Here is a 19,026-nt window from a genome sequence, read left to right as displayed (position 1 = left end):
ACGTCTTCGTTGCCGTAAACCGTGATTCCATCATTGCGGGCCGATGTTTCACCTTAACTGCGCAAGTGTTTCGTTCTGGTGACTTCTCACCACCTGGTGTTACACACTTGTTTCGCCTTGCTCAAGGCCGCTAACGCACCCAGAGAGATGAATCCGGTAGCTCTTCACGCATTCGTTTCTCGAGTTTCCCCGAAAGGCTAGCGGAGAACGTTTCGCTCAAATGCGAGTGGTCAAAGTAGGCGATCACGCCACCGATGACGCTGTAGCAGGTTTCATCCTTGCAGAACGCGTCGTTGAGGTTCACCCGCCCAATATCGGGGTCTTTCAGAGCCGTGACCGCCTGATACTGCGGATCCATCGGTTCCCAACTGTCCCGGTCCGCACTGCATTTCGTCACCGCTTTTTCATCGGCGGCGGCAACACAGTCGGGCACGTTCTTCATGGTTTCACCGGGCCACGGGGTATCGCGGATGACCATGATTTTCGCGCCAGTGGCCTTCCAGTCTTTCAGCGTCTGCTTATAGGCTTCTTCGGCTGGCTTCTCGCTGCCATCCAGCGAATAACCTTCCACCGGCAGTGATTGGCGGTTCGAGGTGATGATCAGGTCATAGCCCTTCTCACGGAACTGCTTGGTCACCCAGTCTTCATACTCGGCGCACCCTTCGGACTTCGTCTCCGAGTCGAAATCCTGTTCTTCATCCATCACCGCGCAGCGGCTGGCCACATAGGTGTCCACGCTCCAGTCATTGCGGTCAGCCATAATTTGCACCGCCGGCAACCAATGTCCGGCGTGAGAGTTACCCACCAACGCCACCTTAGTTTTCCCCTTGCCGTAGTTACATACCGGTCGCTCGGAAAAGTCGGTGGTTTGGCTGGCGAAGCAATCATCGGCGTAGGCGTCCGGTTTGTCATTTTTGGCCACCACTGGCGCTGGGGCAAGCTCATCGAGTCCTGCCGTCGCTTCAACGCAATCCTCACTACTCAATCCGTTGGCGGCAAAGCAGCGAACCCCAAGATCCTTTTTGACCTCGGCGACCGAGGACCTCACGTCTTGCACCGAACTGACGTTGTGCTGTGCCACGGCGTTGAATCCGCCGGCGGTCAGTGCGAGACACAGCGAACCCACGGCGAGAAAGCGTGGAGCCGAGAGCCATGCCGGAGAATCCAGGTACTTCCGAAAACGGGTTTCCACCAAACGCTGGGTCAGCACCGAAAGCACAAAGGCCAATAACAGCAGACCGATCTTCTGGATGGCTTTAAAGTCCGCAAAGAGGTAGGGGGCCAAGACCAGCAGCGGCCAGTGCCAGAGGTACAGCGCATAGGAATGATCGCCCAGCGCACGCATCGGTCCCCAGCCCAGAAACCTTGCCGGCGAGTATCGGTGGGTCCCATGGCTCAGGATCACCAACGCGGTGCCCAGTACCGGCAAGAGGGCAATGTAGCCGGGGAAGGGAAGTTCGCCGGTGAACAGTAGCGCGCTGCCAAAAATTGCCGCGAGGCCCACCCAGCTGGCCACGGCGCTCAGTGCGTCGGCCTTCGGGGCTACCGCCCGCGTGCCAAGTGCCGCCACGAGGGCGCCGACGGCGAACTCCCACGCGCGGGTGAAGGTGGAGAAGTAGGCAATCCCGGAGTCTTCGCTGGTTTGCAGCACGCTGAAGATCAACGAGCCGAGGAAGATGACGCCCACCGCGCCGAGAACGGCGGTGCGTAATGGGATGCGGCGCTTCAGGGCGATGAAGGCCACGACTCCGATGAGCACCGGCCAGACGAAGTAGAACTGCTCCTCCACCGCCAGTGACCAGAAATGCTGGAAGGGGCTTGGCGCATCGGCTTCGGCCATATAGTCGACCTTGCTCGTAGCAAGGTACCAGTTTTGCATGTAGAAGGTGGCCGCTAGGGCCTGAATCCCCCAATCCTGCCACACGGTTTCCGGGGCCAGTAACCAGATTCCTAGGACGCTGAGCAGAATCACCAGAAATGACGCCGGTAGCAGACGTTTGACGCGGCGCATCCAGAAGGAAATGACCTGCTTAATGCCCTGTGGCGGAGCTTTAATGAGGTGAGCGGTGATGAGGAAGCCGGAGATGACGAAAAAGACATCTACACCGATAAACCCGCCCGGCAACCGGTGTGGCCAAAAATGGTAGAGCACCACCGCGGCTACTGCGATCGCACGCAGCCCTTGGATATCGGCACGAAAACCTCGGACGGTACTGGCAGTCATCGGCTGACGCTGCTTTTGCTGGATCAAACTCACCTACGTGTTGGTCCTTCGCTGTCGCTGTGACCGGAACTCCGATCCGGTCGCGGGCAAGGGAAGGCGCCGGCCCGACGCTACCCCAGATACATTTGTACCGAACAAATCTGAAATGTAACTGAAAAGTTACCTCAGATTCGAATATGAGCTTCGAACAAACGAACGGTTGGAGGGCCAGCGAAAGCTTAAAGGAGCAACGACCCCATCCGGACATCGGATGGGGTCGCAGCAGGCTTGATCGCTTAGGAGGAAATTAGCCTTCCAGCAGTGCGTCGACGAATGCCTCGGGATCGAAGGGAGCCAGATCGTCCGGGCCCTCGCCGAGACCGACGAGCTTGACCGGAACGCCGAGCTGGCGCTGAATGGCCACCACGATGCCGCCCTTGGCGGTGCCGTCCAACTTGGTCAACACGATGCCGGTGACGTTGACAACCTCGGAGAACACCTTGGCCTGGCTCAGGCCGTTCTGACCGGTCGTGGCGTCGAGCACCAGCAGAACCTCATCCACGGAGGCCTTTTTCTCGACCACACGCTTAATCTTGCCCAACTCGTCCATCAGGCCGACCTTGTTCTGCAGGCGCCCCGCGGTGTCGATCATGACGATATCGACCTCTTGGTCGATACCGGCGGTGACGGCCTCGAACGCCACGGAGGCCGGGTCGGCGCCGTCGATATCGGACTTGACGGTCGGTACGCCCACCCGGTCACCCCAAGTGGCCAGCTGTTCGGCGGCGGCGGCACGGAACGTATCGGCCGCGCCCAGGAGCACGTCCTTGTCCTCGGCCACCAGCACACGGGCCATCTTGCCGATAGTGGTGGTTTTGCCCACGCCGTTCACGCCCACGACCATGATGATGCTCGGGCGGTCCGGGTGCGGGGCCGGGATGTGGTTGCGATCCATGCTTGGGTCGACCAGCTTCAGCAGCTCTTCACGCAGCATGGCCTTAACGCGCTGCGGATCGCGGCTCCCTTCGATCTTGACGCGCTCACGCAGCGCGTCGACCAGTTCCATGGTCGGTTCGGTGCCCAGATCCGCCAGCAGCAAGGTCTCTTCGATTTCGTCCCAGACGTCCTCGTCGATCTTGTCCTGGCTCAGCAGCGCCAGCAGACCCTTGGAGAAGACGTTGGTGGACTTGGTCAGGCGGGCGCGCAGACGCGCCAAACGGCCATCGACCGGCTCCGGGGTTTCCAGCAGGCTGGCCGGTTCCTCGACCGTTTCGGCCGGAACCGGGGCCGGTTCACGCAGCGTCGGCGCTAGATCCGCATCGACTTCGTCTTCGGGTTCGGCCACCGCAACCGGCGCACTGGGCTGGTCATCGGCGTCGCGTTCGCTGGTGTACGGAGTCTTTGGCTTACGGCCCTTGGCAACGAAGGCAAAGATACCAATGCCGAGCAGCGCCAAGACCGCAACAATGATAATGGGAATTAATAACTGTTCGGTCATCACTGGTAAATGGTCTCACAGACTAGACTTACCGTGGCAGTTGAGCCGCGCAACAAACAAGATAGGAAGCCACGCATCTCGTGATGACATCCGCCGCCGAAAGACAGCGCACCCGTGAACCGATCCCCCGCGAAATTCAGGTGTTGATCGTCGCCGCATTCATTATCGCCTTGGGTTTCGGTCTGATTGCCCCGATCCTGCCACAGTACGCGGTCAGTTTTGATGTAGGGGCGGCGGCCGCCAGCGTCATCGTGAGCATCTTTGCCTTCACCCGCCTGATCTTCGCCCCAGTGGCCGGTACGCTCACGGCGCGGCTGGGTGAACCCAAGGTCTACGTCTCCGGAGTGAGCCTGGTTGCGCTGTCCACCTTGTTGTGTGCCGCCGTACAGGACTACACCCAGTTGCTCATCGCTCGTGGCCTCGGCGGCTTCGGATCGACCATGTTTACCATTTCGGCCATGGCGCTGATCGCCCGGCTGGCCCCCGATAACGCCCGCGGGCGCATTTCCGGGTACTATGCCGGGGCCTTCCTGCTGGGCAATGTCACCGGCCCGGTGCTAGGAACGTTGCTGGCCCCCTTTGGCATGCGACTCCCCTTCTTGATTTACGGCATCGCGCTGATCATCGCCGCCGCCGTGGTCTATGTCATGCTGGCCCGTCGCCGTGAACCGCTACCCGAAGCCGAGGGAAGGACGACGGAGCCGGCGGCCGTCGAGGTGCTTACGACCCGTGAGGCACTCTCCTCGAGCACCTACCGAGCGGCGTTGGCCTCCGGTTTCAGTTACGGTTGGCTGGCCTTCGGCATCCGCACCTCCATGGTGCCGCTCTTTGCGCTGGCGGTCTTCGGCGAAGATCTGGGCCCGAAGGTCGCCGGCATCTCCTTGTCGGTGTTCGCGCTGGGTAACGGTGCGGCGTTGCTCTTTTCGGGTCGGCTGACCGACAGGATCGGCCGTCGCACCCCGGTGATCGTGGGCATGCTGATCCTGCTGGCCGGCATCGTGGCCATGGGATACTTCACCTCGCTCCCGTGGTTCATCGCGCTGTCGATCTTGGCCGGTTTCGGTGGCGGCATCCTCGGTCCGGCTCAGCAGGCTGCAGTAGCCGATGTTATTGGCGCCGGACGCAACGGCGGCAAAGCCTTGGCCGGTTTCCAGATGTTCACCGACCTTGGAGCGATTATTGGCCCGTTGATCGCCGGAGCCATGGCCGATGCGCTCAGTTACCAGGTGGCGCTCAGCGCCTCCGGCGCGGTTTGCCTGATCGGCGTGGTGGCTTGGCTCTTCGTACCCGCGCGTCCGGTGCCGGCGCAGAAGGTATAACGTAACGGGCCTAACGCGGGACACCGAGTCAGCCACGCTTGCCTGGGAAGATCCTGAGATTAGACTGGCCAGATAAGTCATTCGCACCTCGCCGAGGAGATCACCCATGCCCTTCCCCCCACCCCGCAGGTCTCGGGCCGTGGCGGTATTGCTTTCCGCAGCACTCTTGTGCGCCCCGCTGGCAGCGCCGGCTCAGGCCACCGGCACGGAAACACCGGACCCCGGCCATTCGCAAAACCTGCTCGAGCGCTTCGATGACCTGAATGGCTTACCCGCCAACAAGCGCGTTGACTTAGCGCGAGACGCGGCCAGCGAACTGGGCCTGGAGCACCTCGACGCACAACTTGGCCAAGGAGCTCGGCGCATCGCCGAAAATGGCGACCCGACGGTACCGACCCTCGCCGAACTGGCAGTCCTGGGACAGCAGGTGGCACAGGCGGCTCAGCAGTCGCCGCTGAGTGCTCCGGGGAACGCTGCCTCCTTCGACGAGTTACGTACGTGGCGGCCGCCCGGTGTGCTGGGCATTGACGTCTCCCGCTTTCAGGGGCAGGTGGACTGGTCCTACGCCAAGAAAAAGGGCGTGCGCTTCAGCTACGCTAAGGCCACCCAGTCGTGGCCCGATGGGCTCTACAAAGACCCTAACTTCACGCAGAACTACACCGGGGCAGCCGCAGCGGGCCTCCTGCGCGGCGCCTACCACTTCGCGCTGCCGGCCCATTCGTCCGGCGCCGCCCAGGCCAAGGAATTCCTCGCCAATGGTGGCAATTGGAGCGCCGATGGCAAGACCCTCCCACCGCTCTTGGATATTGAGTGGAACCCATACTCTGCCACCAGCTACCCGCAGGGGCGCGGCGATGTTTGCTATGGCATGACCCCTGCCCAGCTGGTTACCTGGATCAAGGACTTCGGTTCCACCATTAAGTCGGCCACCGGACGGTTGCCGATGATTTACACCGCCCAGTCGTGGTGGGATCGGTGCACCGGCGACTCCACGGCCTTCGCCTCGTGGCCGCTGCACGTCTCGCTCTACCCCACCGCCGCAGTACCTAAGAATCCGCGCGAACTGCCCGAGGGATGGAAGACCTTTAACATGTGGCAGTACACCTCAAATTCGGATCTGATCGGATCGAAACTCTACGTCGATGCCAATGTCTGGAATGGCGACCTGACCTCCCTGAAGGACTTCGCGCGCAACACTCGCTCGACGCCGTACCGGATGGTCACCGACTATCTGGGGAACGCCGATGTGTGGCCGACTCGCTTGGAGCCGGTCCGGCTCTACGGCAAGACCCTGTACGACACTCCAGTGGAAATTTCCCGGCGGATGTTCCCCTCCGGGGCGAAGACCGTGGTGATCGCCTCCGGGGAACGCTTCGAGGACGCGCTCGTTGGCTCCCCGCTGGCCACCTCGCACCAGGCACCACTTCTGCTCACCAAGAAGCATTCGGTCCCCGCGAGCCTAGCCACCGAGCTCAAGCGTTTGAAACCGAAGCAGATCATCGTCCTTGGCGGTCCGCTCACCATCGCGGATTCGACGATCAGCACGCTGAAAAACTATGGCCCGGTCACGCGCTTCTGGGGCAACACCCTCTATGACACGAGCTCGAAGATCGCCGCCCGGTGGTCGTCGTCGAAGTCCGTGTTCGTGGCGACCGGTGAGCGTTTCGAGGACGCCATGTCGCTGGCGGCCGTTGCGGCGAAGCAGAAGTCCCCGATGGTGCTGACCAAGCAGAAATCGTTGCCTGCGACCACTGCGCAGCAGTTGAAGCGGTTGAACCCCTCCACCGTGTATTTAGCCGGTGGTCCGCTGGCCATTTCGCAGGCGGCCGAACAGCAGATCCGCGCGGCGGTTCCGGGAGCCAGGGTCGTGCGCTACGGCGGACGTACGCTCTACGACACCTCGGCCCTGATCGCCACGACCTTCTGGCCCAAGGGAGCCCAGCGCCAGTTCATCGCCACCGGCGCACGCTTCCCGGACGGGCTGACCGGCGCGGTGGCCGCCGCCTATAACGGTGCGCCGATGTTGCTGACGAAGAAGAATTGCCTGCCGCCGGCCACGGCCAAGGCGCTGACCTCCATGCAGGGGTGGACCAACGTTATGCTCGGCGGCCCGCTTGTGCTCGATGAGACGGTAGCTTATCGCTCCGACGGTCAATTGAACGTCTGCTCGTAAAACGAGATGAGCGGGATGGGCTATAAGTACAATGCCCATCCCGCTCACCGCAGTTTCCTCGGATCAGCGTTTTTAGCCCACTGCCTTACGCACGTCGATACTAAGGTATCCATAGGCTGTTCGGTAGGCTCGAAGTCCGGCGTGGGTTGCCGGCGACACGGCTTCGGGGAATGCCAGACGTCGCGGCTTGCCTTTCGCGTAATCGACCTGCACGTCGCCCAGCCTCTTAAGACTTCCGAGCAACGACTCTCGTCCTAGGTCGACCTGATATACACCAGCGGTCGGGCTTTCGATACTGGTGCTGCTCTCGACACCCGCAGTGTCTCGGCAGATCACCGATACGCCCACAGGTTGCGGTCCATCGACTGGGGACGCGAACTCAAGGCTTACTGAATTGTTATCGACGCCCAGTCGTACTACTTCCGGATTCTTTGACGCAGCAACCTGCTTTTGTGCTAGTTGCTCGAGTTCAGCGAGGTCTTCAGCAACAATTGCGTGCACGGTAGGTAGCTCTTCTGGCTTAAAGAACTCTTCATACTCAGCCGGGAGAAACTCAGCAAGAAAAGCCTTGTGGCTCGTTACCCAGGCCCTCCGATTCTCCGGGCTGTAAGACAAGAATCGAGCGCCCTGATAGAAGCGCAGCCCCTTCCGACGGAAGAGCCCACTCACGAGACGAGCGGTGTACGCGGGGTCATCTCCAGTGTGGTCTCGCACAGTCTGCGCGATATGAGACAAGGACCGGACGTAGCCTGTTGGTTCAATCGCCCCGACGCTGATGTTCTGTCCATCGGCCCTCGAGCGAATCTGATAGTAGTCATAATCGGCGAGGATGCTAATACGTTTGGCGGCAACATACGCTTGCACCATTGCCATGCCATCTTCGAGCCGCACTTTGTCTTCGCGAAAACGAATACCAGCCGTTACGAGCAGTGACTTCTTGATCATTTTCTGGGGCGACAAACTAGCCAGAATAAATTCTAGCGAGGTGTCTAGTTGCGTTTTTGCGAAGAGCGATGCCTGGACGCGACGCCCACCAAGGCCAACCATTTTGGGGACCAGAACATCCACGTCGTGGGCTACAGCGTAGTCGGTCATTCGGCGAAGTGCTTGCTCCCCTAGACGATCGTCGGCATCGCAAAAGAAAATATAGCGCCCTCGAGCATTTTCGATGCCGACGTTACGTGGCTTTCCTGGCCATCCACTGTTTTCCTGATGGATGATTCGGAAATTACCGTTTCTCTTGGCATAGACATCCAGGATTTCGTTGCCGTAATCCGTGGAACCATCGTTAACCGCAATGACCTCATAACGGTCTTTGTCGAGGTCTTGAATCTCAAGGGAATTCAATAATTCGGTCAAGTACGGCATGGCGTTGTACACCGGGATTACGACAGACACCAGAATTGGCCCATCCTGTGTCACCGGTTCAGAAAGAGTGCCCACGTTTTCCTACCTTGTAGCGTTCGTGCCGCGCCATTATCCGCGAACATCCACTTGAAACTATATCCAAGTCCACTGAGTAAGTAGGTCAACCTCAGTGCGTATCAACGCGCTCCATCTTCTGGCTGATAACCGTCGAAACGCCGTCACCTTGCATGGTGACACCATAAAGCGCGTCGGCTACCTCCATGGTCTTCTTCTGGTGGGTGATCACGATCAGCTGGGAGGACTCACGAAGTTCCTCGAAGATGGTGATCAGGCGCCCTAGGTTAATGTCGTCGAGCGCAGCCTCGACCTCGTCCATCACATAGAAGGGCGAGGGACGGGCCTTGAAGATCGCCACGAGCAAGGCCACGGCGGTCAGTGAACGTTCGCCGCCGGAGAGCAGGGAGAGCCGCTTAATCTTCTTACCCGCAGGACGCGCCTCCACCTCGATACCGGTGGTGAGCATGTGTTCTGGATCGGTGAGCACGAGTTGGCCCTCGCCGCCGGGAAAGAGCCGGTCGAAGATCCGCTTGAACTGTACCGCGGTGTCCTCGTAGGCCTGGGTGAACACCATTTCCACGTGAGCATCCACGTCCTTGATGATCTGCTCCAAGTCGGCCCGTGACTTTCGCAGGTCATCCAGCTGTCCGGAGAGGTATTTGTGGCGGTCTTCAAGGGCCGCGAACTCTTCGAGGGCCAACGGGTTGACCTTGCCCAGCGCGGCCAGATCGCGTTCGGCCTTCTTCAAGCGTTTTTCCTGCTCGCTGCGGTCGAAGGGAATGGTCCCAATGAGGTTTCCGTCCTCATCCACGTCTTGGCGCAGTTCGGCCCACTTATCTTCCGGGTCCACCGAGGCTGGAATCAACCGGTCGGGACCAAAGTTCTCGATCAGGTAGTCGGGGGTATACCCCAGCTCCTCCAGGGATTTGGTCTCAAGATTCTCAATTCGTACCCGCAGTTCGGCGCGGGCCATTTCATCGCGATGCACCGCATCTTGCAGTGCGGCGAGGTCCGTGGCCAGTTTCTCGCTCTCACCCCGCTCGGAACGAAGCATTTCTTCCACGGTGCGTTTACGAGCGCTGAGCTCCTCGCGCTCGTTGCCGGCAATCCCCAGTGAGGCTTCGACAAATTCCAGGATTCTGCGCGCCTGTTCTTCGATGCGGCGCGCGGCCTCGGCTTTGGCCTTGCGTTCATTGGCCTGACGCTGGGCGCTCTCGCGGTGATGTCGTTCGGCCTGCGCGGTGCGACGCAATCCGTCGACTCGCCCGCGCAGATTGCTGACCCGCTCCTCGCTACTGCGTAATGCCAAGCGGGCTTCGAGCTCCTGCTGACGTGCCGAGGCGGCGGCATCCGCCAACGCGGCGCGGGTCGCCTCATCCACCGAATCGTCATCGTGGTCTTCCGAGGCAATTTCCATGCGCTCGGTGATCTCTTCCAGCGACTCCCGTTCGATCTCGACCTGTTCGAGTGCAGCGGCAAGCTTCGCCTCGAGCTCGCGCTTGCTGGCGGTGGCCCCGCGTAGCTTCTGGCCCAGAGTGGCGAGGTAGTTGGTGAGTTCTTCGATGCCGGCATCCGACTCACGCAGGGCACCGGCCGCCTGTTCACGCTGGGATTCCTGCTCGGCCAGTTCTGGCGCGCGCTGTGCAATACCGGCTTCAACCGACGCCAGCTCGTCCTGCACCTCGGCTAGCTCGCTCTCGGTGGCCTCAAGCAGTGCCTGCTGGGCGATCAACGACGCGTCGCTGCCCTGACCACTGATACTGGCCACGGTGTTCACGCTATGCCCGTCGAGGGTTGCGAAAGTCAGCTGCGGGTGCGCGAGCGATAGCTCGCGCGCACGGTCCGTATCTTCGACGATGTAGACCCGGCCCAGCAGTGCGTGCAGCAATCCGGCGATGCTGTCATCGCAGTTCACCACGGTGGTCGCCGCTATGGCATCGATATTCTTCTCGGAAGTATTGTGACCGTTGGCGCTACCGTGCAGCAGGTGAATATGCCGCTCGGCTTCTGCCGCGGAGCTGTCGATAATGTGCCAAGCCTCGGTGGCACCTAGGGCCACGAGTGATTCTTCGGCTCCGCGCAGCATCGCGGCGATCACTTGTTCGTAGCCTGAGCTAACCGTAATGAGTTCCCCGAGTCGGCCATGGAGCAGGTCGGGGTGTTCTTCGAGTAGTTCGGCCGAGCTGTCTTGGCGCGTGGTGGTCAGCCGCAACGCCTCGCAGCGGGCGCGGAGTCCAGATAGCCGCATGGACAGTTCGCGCTCACGCGTCACGGCTTGGCGTTGTGTCTCGGCCAACTCACGATAGCGCTCGTCCACCTGCTCGTAGGCGGCGTTGAGCTCCGGTTCGGCTTCGAGGCGTTCCTCGAGTTCGGCCTGTACCTCACCGAGCGAATGCGCGTCGGCAGCCAAATCTGCATCAAAAGTGGACAGCGTGTCGCGTAGCCGCGCAATTTCGGCGGTACTCACATCCACTCGGCTGCGCGCCGAGGCTACCTGGGCCGCAAGCCGCGCCATGCCTTCGCGTCGGTCGGCGGCGGCACGCAGCAACGCGGCCATGCGCTGCTGTTCGGCACGAGCGGCCTCTTCGGCATTGTCCTTGGCCTCGATGGCCTCGGCCAAAATCTCATGGCGGTCTTCGACCGCTTCTTCCAGCTCCGCCAATTCTTCGGCCAACCGTTCGGCTTGGGCCTCAAGCCGGTCTGGATCACGGCTGGCATCGAAATGAGTCTGCGCATCGGCCAGCAGTCGCCCGCGTTCGGCGGCCAAGGCGGCCAGCGAGCGATATCGTTCGGCGATCGTGCTCAGCTTCATCCAACTGTCATCTACCGCGGCGAGCCGCGGAGTCAGTTCCTCGAGCTGCCCGGTCAGTTCCGTCAGGCGCTTCTTCGAGTGTTCGAGTCGGCCCTCGAGTTCCTGCTGGCGCGCCTGAATTTTCGATTCATCATCAATGTCTTTGGCAAGCTTGTTATTCAGCGTCACCAGATCATCGGCTAGCAGACGAGCCCGTGCATCACGCAGGTCGATCTGGATATTTTGGGCCCGGCGTGCGATTTTCGCTTGACGGCCCAGAGGCGCTAGTTGACGGCGCACTTCGGCATTCAGGTCTTCGAGCCGGTCGAGGTTGCCCTGCATAGCTTGAAGTTTGCGGAGGGTCTTTTCCTTGCGCCGCCGATGCTTGAGCACCCCGGCTGCTTCTTCAATGAAACCGCGGCGGTCCTCGGCGGTAGCATGCAAAATCCGGTCGAGCTGACCTTGACCGACAATGACGTGCATTTCTCGGCCCAGCCCGGAATCGGACAGGAGCTCCTGAATATCCAGCAAGCGGCAGGAGGTGCCGTTAATGGCGTACTCGGACCCACCGGCTCTAAAGAGTGTGCGGGAGATGGTGACTTCGGCATAGTCAATGGGTAGTTGGCCATCGGTATTGTCGATGGTCAGCGATACATGGGCACGGCCCAGCGGCGCCCGCCCCGAAGTTCCGGCGAAGATGACATCTTCCATCTTGCCGCCGCGTAGCGTTTTGGCACCCTGCTCGCCCATAACCCACGCCAGCGCGTCCACCACGTTCGACTTACCCGAGCCATTGGGGCCGACCACGGCGGTGACTCCGGGCTCAAATTCAAAGGTCGTTGCCGAGGCAAAAGACTTAAACCCGCGGACGGTGAGTGTCTTCAGATGCACGGTCGGACGTTCCTCAGCTTTGTGTGTCGGGCATAAATGGTCGATACAGTAGGACAGGCAGTGCCCGCTCCCGTGCATCAGTCTATCGAAGGCTCCTTCGATCCGCCGGCCGGGGCACTGTGTTTTGCCTCCGGTTTGTTGGGAAAGAAGAGTAGCGATGAGTGTGCTTGCAGAAATTGATACGTGGCCTTCGACCCACGCCGTCTCGGTAGTCATCAACGGCGCCGGTGAGATCATTGATGCGCATGGCGATACAACCAAAAGCTTTGCCCTGGCCTCGGTGACCAAACCGCTGGCGGCCTATGCCTTCCTCGTCGCGTTGGAGGAAGAGGCCGTCTCCCTCGACGATCCGGCTGGTCCCGAAGGTGCGACCGTGCGACATTTATTGGCCCATACCGCCGGCTATGACTTCGACGGCACGGCCATCCGTTTCCCGGTAGGTGCCAAGCGCGGCTACTCCAACACCGGCTTCGAGGTGCTCGGAGAACACCTGCAGGCTGAAACAGGGATCAACATCGGCCAGTACGCCCAGGAGGCAGTCTTTGCACCACTTGGCATGAACGACACGCGCATCGACGGCAGCCCGGCGAAAGACGGCATCTCCACCGGCGCCGACCTCGCTCGCTTCGCGGCCGAACTTTTGAATCCACGCTTGGTGGCCGGTGAGACGCTCTCGGCGGCAACGAGCGTCCAATTTCCCGGACTCGATGGGATCCTTCCCGGTTATGGCCGCCAGTCCCCCAACGACTGGGGTCTGGGCTTCGAATTGCGTTCGAACAAATCGCCGCACTGGACCGGCAGCACACACCCGCCGCAGACCTTCGGGCACTTTGGCCAGTCCGGAACCTTCCTCTGGGTCGATCCGGTGGACCGTTTAGCCTGCGCAACCCTGACCGATTTGAATTTCGGGCCCTGGGCTGTCGAGGCGTGGGCGCCTTTTAACGATCGGGTTCTGGCTGCATACCGCAAGCAGTCGTCCTAGTCCGCCGTCGGGGCAGTATGTGTCCAAGGCGACATTCCACGGTCGCCAATAAAGAGGTGTGTCTCTCGCTCAGTAGTGTCGAGTTAGCTAGTATGTACAGATGCCGACCTTTTTGCGCCGTCCCGAAGTAACAGTTGCTGTTCCAATGTTTCAGGCCGGGGCTTATTTGGAAACCTGTCTACAAAGCATCGCCCGGCAAAGCTATGACGTGAAACGTCTCGAGGTGCTCTGCGTCGATGACGGATCTGCAGATGACACGGTCGACCTCGCCCGCAGGTTTCTAAAAGAACTCAAGCTCAAAGGCACCGTCTCGAGCCACCCCAACTCGGGTTCCCCTGCCCAGAGTCGAAATACAGCGCTCGATAATGCGCGGGGCAAGTTCATCCATTTCGTCGACGTCGATGACTACTTGGGCCCCAAGGCCATCGAGTCCATGACCACTCTGGCTACCCACGACGATGCTGACGTGATCATTGGGAGATATGAAGGTGTTGGCCGCGGCGTTCCTCGAGTACTTTTCGAAAAGACGCGCGCACGGACCGACCTGCTCGAATCGCCAGTCCTAGATTCCATGAACGTGCTAAAGATGTACCGAACTGATTACGCGCGGTCCCTTCCGTACCGTTTCAATTCAGCTCTCAGGATGGCCGAAGATCACCCGTTTGCTATGGCGAGCTATCTTTTCACGGACAGGATCGCCATCCAGGCGGACGAACCATGCTACTACTGGGTACGTCATAGTAGCGAAGCTGGGGCCGAACAACACCTAACAGGCCACACGCTGCCGGTGGATGATTTCTATGCCTATATGTATGAAGTGTTTAAAGTAATAGACGATGCGCAGTCGACGCATCCAGAGCGCGCCGCACACGCTCGTTCCAAGTACTGGAATCGCCTGTTGCACTTTGATGTCCCCATTGAGATGCGTCGCAAACGATCCACCGAAGAACGTCAACACTCGATTGACACCATCCGTCGAATATTGGATGAGAATCAAGGCTGGGAAGCCCGCGGCTTGGGGCGTAAGGCCACCGCCATGCGACATTCACTGCGAGTGAATGACCCGTCGCTCATCAAATCCGTGGCACGAATCATCTAGGACGTCGACTTGCTCAGCCCTAGGAGACCGACAAGATTCCGACCGGACCATGCCTATACTCTTGGCGTCTGACAAGGGAAATGACGATCTACTTGCACGGTGCATCCTAGATATCTGTTTGTCCCTTCACTGCTCGGCTACGATCTAGGAGCGGCTGTCAGCTCTCACGATGGCGGGTGCAGTTGGCCCCTCGCGTTTTGCCAACTCGCAAAATCCACAATGATCGTTCCGCCCGCCCATTGGAAGCGCGGAAATTTTCGTTTCTCTTGATTTATCGATCATTCTCCCATACATTAAACTCACCCGCGCCGGATCGTCGCCTGCGCCCATCGAAAGATCTCGTTTAGGAGCCTGCGGATATGGATCATTCCACACAAGAAGCTGAATCCGTGCCCGCTCGAACACCTGGGCGCACTTCGCGTGAACTGCGCCTCCGGGCTGCCATCCTCGTCTGCGCCCTGGGTATTACCGACGCCGTACTGGCCGATCAAGCTGGCGTATTCGGGGCCAAACTCTCGGCACCCGGCACACCGCCAGGCGATCAACTGTGCGCACCCGTCGGGGCCAGCGGAACAGTCATCATCGCGCAGAAGACCCTGACCAACGTAGGGACTCGCGATGCCCAGATCATTGAGGTACTCCCCGACCGGGCCAGCAACCTAGAGGTATCCGCGTGGGGTATCGGCGCGATGCAACCAGATGGCTCGGCTGACCCCGGCGTGTTTGGCGGCGCGCTGACACCCGAATCGGGTGCATCACTGTCCCCTAACACCGTTATCAAAGCAGGTGAGCAAGGCTTGATTCAAACCGAACTCCGACTTCCCGAAGGGGCCGAGCGCGGCACCACAAACAAAATGGTCGTCAAGTACACAACTAGCGGATCACCGCGCGTAAAGACGGCTTATACCTATGAGCGCGATTCACTCGTTCCGCAGGGCAGTACGTCGTGCCTGGCCGATGATGAGTCGACAGAGGACTAGTAGATATCTTGGGAACATAGTTACTACCGCTATTGACGTGACCCGCTCATCTGTAGAGCGCTCCTGAGACGGTCTTCGGTCAGAAGCCCTGCCCGGTCGTCACTGACTCTCGGTGTGCGCAAGAAAAGCCAATCCGGCACGCAAACAACACTGCGCGTCGCTTTCGTGTACTCGTCTATAGCCCTCAGCGGCCCGAGCGGCACTGATTCGCGCCGGATGCTCCCACGTGCCCGCGCGCATGGTTGGATTGAACTCGACCTTGGATCAACGATTCGAAGCAGGACAACGGAAGGGCGGACCCTCCATGGAGCACATCGCCGTCATCACCGGAGGCACCGGCGGCATGGGTCTTGCCACCGCCAAGATTCTAGGTCGGGGCCATCGCGTCATCATCGCGGATCTAGACCAGCAACGACTCGATGCCGCCACAGCCGAGTTGCGCTCCCTTGGAATTGATGCCGATTCGGCGGTTTGCGACGTCACCGACCGGACTTCGGTGGATGCCCTATTCGACCAGGCGGATACCAAGGGCCACGTGCGTGTCGTCGTGCACACCGCCGGCGTCAGCCCTCAAATGGGCGATGCGCAGTTCATCGTCCGCGTCAACGTAGTAGGTACCGTCAACATCACTCGGTCGTTCCTGCACCGTGCCGATACGGGTGATGCGCTCGTCAACGTCGCATCTATCGCAGGACATATGAGCCCCGGTTTCCTTCAGCCGAGACGAGCCTTTGCCCAAGCACTCACCGATCTGGACGCGTGCGAGCGCAAACTGGTGAAAAGCACAAAGCTCATGCCACGAAGCGCAAGACCCGGCGTTGCCTATTCACTGAGCAAGGCCTTTGTGCTCTGGTACTGCCGAGAAATGGCACAACACTTCGGAGCCCAAGGGGCACGCATTCTCTCGGTGTCGCCGGGATCTTTTAGTACTACCATGGGCCGGCTCGAGGAGAAGAGCGGCTCGGGCGAGCTCGTCGACTATTCGGCACTCAAACGTTTGGGTGACCCGGAGGAAATCGCCTCGGTTCTCGCATTCGCTGCCAGCCAGGCCCCTGGGTACTTGACCGGCACCGATATTCTGGTCGACGGCGGCACACGAGCCAATCTCGACATGAGAAGCATTATCGCCCTCGCGGCAGGACGCTGAATCGCGCGGTTTCATGGCACCTAGCCGAAATGCTCGCCAACAGCCGCTAGTAGCGACGGCCGCTGGACGTAGTTCACGTGAGACTATTGCCGCAAGGACTGAACCGCATTGAATTCGAAGATAGAACTAGCGGACGCGCCGCGGACGTGGTTGGCAGGTCGGGCAGGTGTAAGAAGAACGCCCCATAAATGGATCGCGGCGAATGACCGAGTCCAGACCGTTAGCGGCACAACGCGGGCAGGCCTTGCCTTCGCGCCCGTAGGCGTTCAGTGACCGTGAGAAGTAGCCGCTGGCCCCGTTGACATTTACGTACAGCGAGTCGAAGCTCGTTCCTCCGGCCTCCAAGGCACGCCGCATCACGTCGATCAGCGCCTCGTTGAGCCGGGCCACTTCATTGCGGCGGATGGTGGCGGTATTCCGCAGACCGGAGAGCTTGGCTTGCCACAGGGCCTCGTCGGCGTAGATGTTGCCCACGCCGGCAATCAATTCTTGATCGAGTAGCGCCCGTTTGAGATGGGTGGTGCGTCGACGAAGCGCCCGATACAACTGCTCGTCATCGCGATGCGGATCGAGCACATCCCGGGAGATATGGGACGCTGCCTGCGGGATGAGTGGATGCTCACTACCTTGCCCGCCGGGAAGTGCGTCGGCAGTGGGCACCAAGGGTGAGAGGAACATGCCGCCAAAGATGCGCTGGTCGATGAAGCGCAATTCATCCGGCATCCCGGCGCGCTGCTCCAGACCGAAACGCACCTTCAGGTGTTTTTCATCCGGGGCGGTACGTTCTTCGACCAGTAATTGCCCACTCATGCCCAGATGAGCAACGAGGGCCGCCGAGACTTCCAGCCCGGAGAGTTCCAGCCAGAGAAATTTGCCGCGGCGCACCACCCCGGAGACGGTGCAACCGCGGAGGGTCTCTTCAAAGTCGCTCACACCATCGATATGGCGCCGCACCGACCGCGGGTCGCGGACCGTCACCGTTTCAAGGGTGCGGCCCTTGACCCACTTATCGAGACCGGCGCGCACCACTTCAACTTCGGGAAGTTCGGGCATACAGAGTTAGGCCTCGGGGTGGGTTTCGCCGGGGTGTAGAAGCTGCCAGGTTGCCCGGGCCGCTTCCTGCTCGGCTTCCTTCTTGGAGGCACCACGGCCAGAACCGTAGTTCTGCTCCCCCACGGTAAGCACCGCGGTGTAGGTGCGGTTATGGTCTGGTCCGTCGCCGGTGACCACATAGGACATCTCGCCAAGCTTCTTGGCGGCTACTTCTTCTTGGATGACCGTTTTCCAGTCCGTCCACGCACCGATGAGCCGATGGTCATCGAGTAGCGGCGCAATGAAGGACAGCACGAAGTCACGCGCCCGATCCATACCGTGGTTCATGTAGACGGCGCCGATGAGCGCCTCCATGGTGTCGGCCAGGATCGAGGCCTTGTCGGCACCGTTGGACTGTTGCTCTCCACGGCCTAGGTAGATGTGCTCACCGACCCCAAGGTCGCGAGCCACAAGGGCCAATGCGCGCATGGAAACAATCGCGGCGCGGCGTTTGGCCAGATCACCCTCGGGCAGGTCCGGGAAACGCTGATAGAGGTATTCGGCCACACAGAAACCCAAAATGGAGTCGCCGAGAAATTCTAGGCGCTCATTGGTGGGCACGCCGCCATTTTCGAAGGCGTAGGACCGATGGGTTAAAGCAAGACGAAGCGTCTCAGGGTCAATGCTGACCCCGAGACGCTTCGTAAGTTCTTCACTCGAAGACATGTCTTAGACGTCTGCGACCTTGCGACCCTTGTACTCAAGGAACAGCTCGGTACCGGCCGAGTCGGTGACGACCTTAGCCTGGTGCGGCAGGCTGTAGGTTACGCGACCGTTTTCAACGGTCTTCACCAGGTTCGGTGCGGTAGCCTTCCACTGAGAACGGCGGGCACGAGTATTCGCACGGGACATCTTCCGCTTTGGAACAGCCACGACTACTTCTCTTCTCTCTTGTCTGACGTTTTACTGGTTGTCGCATCCTCTGCGACAAAGTCGGCCAGCTGCGCAAGCGCTGCCCAACGGGGATCTAGGACCTCGTGGAAATGCTCAGGGTCCTCATTCAAGTCTTTTCCGCATTCGCTGCAGAGACCTAAACAATCCTCCCGGCACACTGGCTGGAACGGCAGGGCGGTAACCACCGCGTTCCTCAACACCGGCTCGACGTCGATAAAATCGTCCACGACCCAGTACTGGTCCGCCTCATCGTCATCTTCGAATTCAGCGCTGCCCTCATAGTAGAAGAGCTCCTGAATATCAGCCTCGTAGTCGTATTCGATGGGGGTTAGGCATCGGCCACATTCGCCTGCGATTTCCACCGCGGCGGTGCCTGATACCAGAATCCCCTCATGTACGGCTTCGAAGCGAAGATCTAAGTCAACCTCAGATCCTCCACGAACACCGATGAGCGCGTTGCCCACATGTGCGGGTGCCGGAACCTGTTCAACCAGAGTCTTCATGGAGCCAGGCGAACGCCCGAGCTCCTTGG

14 protein-coding genes are annotated in these 19,026 nt (G+C 60.2%); 6 read left to right on the top strand and 8 right to left on the bottom strand.

Features of this window, described 5'->3' with window-relative positions:
* Positions 1–130: 130 nt before the first annotated feature.
* Positions 131–2,224, bottom strand: a complete 2,094-nt coding sequence (locus ACJD00_RS07480; RefSeq protein WP_418909159.1) for an acyltransferase family protein — start codon at positions 2,222–2,224, stop codon at positions 131–133.
* Positions 2,225–2,510: 286 nt separating this feature from the next.
* Positions 2,511–3,701, bottom strand: a complete 1,191-nt coding sequence (gene ftsY, locus ACJD00_RS07475) for a signal recognition particle-docking protein FtsY (RefSeq protein ID WP_309410447.1) — start codon at positions 3,699–3,701, stop codon at positions 2,511–2,513.
* A gap of 83 nt (positions 3,702–3,784) precedes the next feature.
* Here ftsY and ACJD00_RS07470 point away from each other — a divergent pair, with 83 nt between their 5' ends.
* Positions 3,785–5,020, top strand: coding sequence for an MFS transporter (locus ACJD00_RS07470; protein ID WP_418909322.1), 1,236 nt, complete (start codon positions 3,785–3,787; stop codon positions 5,018–5,020).
* Positions 5,021–5,126: 106 nt separating this feature from the next.
* Complete coding sequence (locus tag ACJD00_RS07465; protein ID WP_418909158.1) at positions 5,127–7,193, top strand: cell wall-binding repeat-containing protein; 2,067 nt, start codon at positions 5,127–5,129, stop codon at positions 7,191–7,193.
* Between the two features lie 72 nt (positions 7,194–7,265).
* Here ACJD00_RS07465 and ACJD00_RS07460 read toward each other — a convergent pair whose 3' ends face one another.
* Together ACJD00_RS07460 and smc are read right to left on the bottom strand one after the other, a co-directional pair.
* Positions 7,266–8,636 (bottom strand): glycosyltransferase family 2 protein, encoded by a 1,371-nt coding sequence (locus ACJD00_RS07460; protein WP_418909157.1) that lies wholly within the window; start codon positions 8,634–8,636, stop codon positions 7,266–7,268.
* 91 nt (positions 8,637–8,727) lie between these two features.
* Complete coding sequence (smc, locus tag ACJD00_RS07455) at positions 8,728–12,300, bottom strand: chromosome segregation protein SMC (RefSeq protein WP_418909156.1); 3,573 nt, start codon at positions 12,298–12,300, stop codon at positions 8,728–8,730.
* Between the two features lie 157 nt (positions 12,301–12,457).
* Between smc and ACJD00_RS07450 the strand changes: the two genes are divergently transcribed.
* The 4 genes from ACJD00_RS07450 (at position 12,458) to ACJD00_RS07435 (ending at position 16,508) form a co-directional block, all read left to right on the top strand.
* Positions 12,458–13,282, top strand: a complete 825-nt coding sequence (locus ACJD00_RS07450; RefSeq protein ID WP_418909155.1) for a serine hydrolase domain-containing protein — start codon at positions 12,458–12,460, stop codon at positions 13,280–13,282.
* 100 nt (positions 13,283–13,382) lie between these two features.
* Entirely contained in the window at positions 13,383–14,381 is a 999-nt protein-coding gene (locus ACJD00_RS07445; RefSeq protein ID WP_418909154.1) for a glycosyltransferase family 2 protein, read from the top strand.
* Between the two features lie 359 nt (positions 14,382–14,740).
* A complete protein-coding gene (locus ACJD00_RS07440; protein ID WP_418909153.1) occupies positions 14,741–15,361 on the top strand; it encodes a hypothetical protein in 621 nt (206 codons plus the stop codon).
* Between the two features lie 304 nt (positions 15,362–15,665).
* On the top strand, positions 15,666–16,508 hold the full coding sequence (locus ACJD00_RS07435) for an SDR family NAD(P)-dependent oxidoreductase (RefSeq protein ID WP_418909152.1): 843 nt from the start codon (positions 15,666–15,668) through the stop codon (positions 16,506–16,508).
* A 126-nt stretch (positions 16,509–16,634) separates the two neighbouring features.
* Here ACJD00_RS07435 and mutM read toward each other — a convergent pair whose 3' ends face one another.
* From mutM to ACJD00_RS07415, 4 genes are read right to left on the bottom strand one after another with little or no spacing between them, the layout of a single operon-like run.
* Positions 16,635–17,561, bottom strand: a complete 927-nt coding sequence (mutM, locus tag ACJD00_RS07430) for a bifunctional DNA-formamidopyrimidine glycosylase/DNA-(apurinic or apyrimidinic site) lyase (protein WP_418909151.1) — start codon at positions 17,559–17,561, stop codon at positions 16,635–16,637.
* Positions 17,562–17,567: 6 nt separating this feature from the next.
* Positions 17,568–18,266 carry a ribonuclease III gene (rnc, locus tag ACJD00_RS07425; RefSeq protein WP_418909150.1) on the bottom strand — a complete coding sequence of 233 codons (699 nt, stop codon included), beginning with the start codon at positions 18,264–18,266 and terminating at the stop codon, positions 17,568–17,570.
* 3 nt (positions 18,267–18,269) lie between these two features.
* Positions 18,270–18,473, bottom strand: a complete 204-nt coding sequence (gene rpmF, locus ACJD00_RS07420) for a 50S ribosomal protein L32 (RefSeq protein WP_013348816.1) — start codon at positions 18,471–18,473, stop codon at positions 18,270–18,272.
* 2 nt (positions 18,474–18,475) lie between these two features.
* Positions 18,476–18,997, bottom strand: a complete 522-nt coding sequence (locus ACJD00_RS07415) for a DUF177 domain-containing protein (protein ID WP_309407437.1) — start codon at positions 18,995–18,997, stop codon at positions 18,476–18,478.
* Between the last annotated feature and the right edge of the window lie 29 nt (positions 18,998–19,026).

Origin of the sequence: Glutamicibacter endophyticus (assembly GCF_048457885.1) — a bacterium.
Taxonomy (GTDB): domain Bacteria; phylum Actinomycetota; class Actinomycetes; order Actinomycetales; family Micrococcaceae; genus Glutamicibacter; species Glutamicibacter endophyticus.
Note: the sequence above shows the minus strand (reverse complement) of the source record. Positions and strands in the feature narration are given on the sequence as shown.

Bases quoted from the DNA above. Each gene is read 5' to 3' on its own strand.
- ACJD00_RS07450 (WP_418909155.1), top strand. From the start codon at position 12,458: ATGAGTGTGCTTGCAGAAATTGATACGTGGCCTTCGACCCACGCCGTC.
- ACJD00_RS07470 (WP_418909322.1), top strand. From the start codon at position 3,785: ATGACATCCGCCGCCGAAAGACAGCGCACCCGTGAACCGATCCCCCGC.
- ACJD00_RS07480 (WP_418909159.1), bottom strand. From the start codon at position 2,224: ATGACTGCCAGTACCGTCCGAGGTTTTCGTGCCGATATCCAAGGGCTG.
- ACJD00_RS07415 (WP_309407437.1), bottom strand. From the start codon at position 18,997: ATGAAGACTCTGGTTGAACAGGTTCCGGCACCCGCACATGTGGGCAAC.
- ACJD00_RS07445 (WP_418909154.1), top strand. From the start codon at position 13,383: ATGCCGACCTTTTTGCGCCGTCCCGAAGTAACAGTTGCTGTTCCAATG.
- ACJD00_RS07440 (WP_418909153.1), top strand. From the start codon at position 14,741: ATGGATCATTCCACACAAGAAGCTGAATCCGTGCCCGCTCGAACACCT.
- mutM (WP_418909151.1), bottom strand. From the start codon at position 17,561: ATGCCCGAACTTCCCGAAGTTGAAGTGGTGCGCGCCGGTCTCGATAAG.
- rnc (WP_418909150.1), bottom strand. From the start codon at position 18,266: ATGTCTTCGAGTGAAGAACTTACGAAGCGTCTCGGGGTCAGCATTGAC.
- ftsY (WP_309410447.1), bottom strand. From the start codon at position 3,701: ATGACCGAACAGTTATTAATTCCCATTATCATTGTTGCGGTCTTGGCG.
- ACJD00_RS07465 (WP_418909158.1), top strand. From the start codon at position 5,127: ATGCCCTTCCCCCCACCCCGCAGGTCTCGGGCCGTGGCGGTATTGCTT.
- ACJD00_RS07435 (WP_418909152.1), top strand. From the start codon at position 15,666: ATGGAGCACATCGCCGTCATCACCGGAGGCACCGGCGGCATGGGTCTT.